Source organism: Paenibacillus sp. YN15 (assembly GCF_003285005.1).
GTDB lineage: Bacteria > Bacillota > Bacilli > Paenibacillales > NBRC-103111 > Paenibacillus_AR.
In genome coordinates this window covers 1-2,529 of record NZ_QMFA01000085.1, presented here as the reverse complement: position 1 = coordinate 2,529, position 2,529 = coordinate 1, and the positions used below count along the sequence as shown (strand labels likewise).

At 58.6% G+C, this 2,529-nt stretch carries 3 protein-coding genes; all 3 read right to left on the bottom strand.

Annotation, left to right across the window (positions count from 1 at the left end; all coding sequences use genetic code 11):
* Nucleotides 1–118: 118 nt before the first annotated feature.
* Nucleotides 119–1,717, bottom strand: coding sequence for an IS66 family transposase (gene tnpC, locus DQG13_RS30210; RefSeq protein ID WP_113023907.1), 1,599 nt, complete (start codon nt 1,715–1,717; stop codon nt 119–121).
* A gap of 66 nt (nt 1,718–1,783) precedes the next feature.
* Nucleotides 1,784–2,137 carry an IS66 family insertion sequence element accessory protein TnpB gene (tnpB, locus tag DQG13_RS30205; protein ID WP_146767242.1) on the bottom strand — a complete coding sequence of 118 codons (354 nt, stop codon included), beginning with the start codon at nt 2,135–2,137 and terminating at the stop codon, nt 1,784–1,786.
* A complete protein-coding gene (gene tnpA, locus DQG13_RS30200) occupies nt 2,131–2,445 on the bottom strand; it encodes an IS66 family insertion sequence element accessory protein TnpA (RefSeq protein ID WP_113023906.1) in 315 nt (104 codons plus the stop codon). The genes tnpB and tnpA overlap by 7 nt, the downstream gene beginning before the upstream one ends.
* Between the last annotated feature and the right edge of the window lie 84 nt (nt 2,446–2,529).

Here is a 2,529-nt window from a genome sequence, read left to right as displayed (position 1 = left end):
GTAAGCGTCAAATACGGACCACCTAGCAAAGCTGTCAAATCTATGAGATGCTGGCATTAGGACGAATGCCAAACAGCCCCCATTCGGTAGTGAATCGGGGCAAACGATCGGGTTTCTTTTAGGGAGTCGGCGGGATTCGGAGATCCGCAGGCAGGGTGTGGGACCACGGCAATAACGCATCCAGCGCTTGAACGTCCTTCGGATCAGGCAGCTGCGGCAACTGCTCCAGCACATAGCGCAGGTATTCGTAGGGCTTCAGCCCGTTTTCCTTCGCCGTCTCGATCAGACTGTACGTGATGGCGCTGGCCGTTGCTCCTTTGGGCGTGTTGGCAAACAGCCAATTCTTCCGCCCGATGACAAAGGGCTTGATCGCCCGTTCGCTCCGATTGTTGTCCAGCTCCAGCCGTCCGTCCTTCACGAACACCGTGAGCTTTTCCCATTGGTTTACGCAGTAGGTCAGGGCGTTCCCCAGCTTGCTCTTGGGCAGCACCCGATTGCGCTGGCTTCGCAGCCATTCCCGGAAGGCCTCCAGCACCGGAACGCTCTGCTCCATCCGCAGTTCCTGCCTCTTCTTCGGCTCCTCCTCCTGCCACTGCCGCTCTAAGGCGAATAGCCGGTTGCAGAAGTCCAGCCCCTCCTGGGCCTTCGTTCCCTCTGCGGTGACTCCCGGGGGCAACGCCTTCAGCGCATCCGTAAACTCTCTTCGCGCATGCGCCCAGCAGCCCACCAACGTGGCGTTCTTCACCTTGTGGTAGCCCGCGTACCCATCCACTTGCAGGTACCCCCGAAATCCAGATAGAAACTCCCGGGGATACTCCCCCTTGCGGCCGGGCTGGTAGTCATAGAGCACGATCGCCGGACCGAGCCGTCCGCTGCGGTACAACCACATGTACGACTCCTGCTCCGCTGTGCGTCCCGGCTCCCGGAGCACCTGCACCGGCGTTTCATCCGCGTGGAGATGATCTCTCGCCACCAGCAGCGTATGCATCCGCTCATAGAGCAACACGAACCACAGCGTCGCCGCTGCGATCACCCAGTTGGCCATGGTTTGCCGCGACAGGTCCACTCCTTGACGCTTTAGTTCCTGCTCCTGACGGTACAAGGGAACCCCTTGTCCATATTTTTGGTTCAGGATATGGGCCACCGCCGAGGGGGAAGCCAGGCTGCCGGGGTGGATCGACTTGGGGCCAGGCGCGGTTACGATGGGGGTCGTGATGCCTTCGCGCTCACACCTCCGGCATCCATACCGGAAACGCACCTGATTCAACACGTTCATTTGTGCCGGAATGACGATGAGCTCCCGGTGGGTGTCGCTTCCGATTTCATGCAGATGCCCCCCACAGCACGGGCAAATCTGTTCAGATTCCGCCAGCCGATACTCCTGTGTCTGCTGGGGCAATCCCGCCAGCTTGTCCTCTCGTTGGCCGGGGTATTTTTTGCGGGTGTAGGTGAGGGTTTCCACGGTCGGTTCGGGCGGTTGCGGCAACGTTTCGGCTTCGGCCTCGTTAAAGAGGTTCAGCTCCAGTTGATCCGGATGCGTTTTCTCGCTGGAGGCCCCAAAGCGTTTGTGCTGCAGGAGGCGGACCTGTTCCTCATACCATTTGAGCTTCAGGGCGAGTTCTTGATTCTGTTGCTCCAGCCGCAGGTTTTGCTCGGTCAATTGCTGGTTGTGATGCTGGAGTTCATCTCGGGTAAGCGGGTTCGATGTTGGATTCATACGTTATGATTTCGCTGTACCCCTGGCCAAATCCTGCCAAAGAAGAGGCCATCCGATAAAAAACGGCTAGAGAACCGCTCGTGCTTCCAAAGCCGGATGCGCCCGGGTCTGGGTGAGAGACAGTCCATCCAACAGCCAGCGCAATTGGCGAGCGGCGATAGGCATCACCAAAGTGGCCGCTTGATCCGGCCAGGCGAACGTTCCTTTCTCCAGCCGACGGTAGTAGACCCAGAAGCCATTATGCTCCCAATGAAGAATCTTGAGTTTGTCGCGCTGGCGGTTGCAGAACACAAACCAACTGGAGGAGCACGGGTCCAGGTGAAACCCCTCTTGAACCAGAGCGGCCAAGCCATCGATGGACTTGCGTAGGTCTGTACTCCCGCAAGCCAGGTAGATGCCGGAAGCAGGCGGATTCAGCATACCGCCAACGCCCGAACCACATCCGTGAGCAGCTCAGGAGAAAACCCGGTGGGCACCTCAATCGTCGCGGCGCCCACCCGGACCAGCAGGACGTTTGGGGAAGCAAGCGGATCGGTCTGGAGGGGAAGGGACACCCAATGGGCTTTGGGAGATTCGGATGAGGAAGAAGAGGCGAGGCGGCGTTGCCAATCCTGGAATTGCCGACGTTTGATGCCATGGGCCTCGCACCACTCCCCAGCGGGGAGGCCGCTTTCGGCTTGTTGATGTAGGTGCTCCTGCCAAATCCGTCTACGTTCGATGATCGTCATAAGAGGAAGCCTCCTTCAGAATAGTACACTCAGTATCTCATGGTGTTCTACTCTTTTGAAGGTGGTCTCAGTTTGACGCTTACG

Bases quoted from the DNA above. Each gene is read 5' to 3' on its own strand.
- tnpC (WP_113023907.1), bottom strand. From the start codon at position 1,717: ATGAATCCAACATCGAACCCGCTTACCCGAGATGAACTCCAGCATCAC.
- tnpB (WP_146767242.1), bottom strand. From the start codon at position 2,137: ATGCTGAATCCGCCTGCTTCCGGCATCTACCTGGCTTGCGGGAGTACA.
- tnpA (WP_113023906.1), bottom strand. From the start codon at position 2,445: ATGACGATCATCGAACGTAGACGGATTTGGCAGGAGCACCTACATCAA.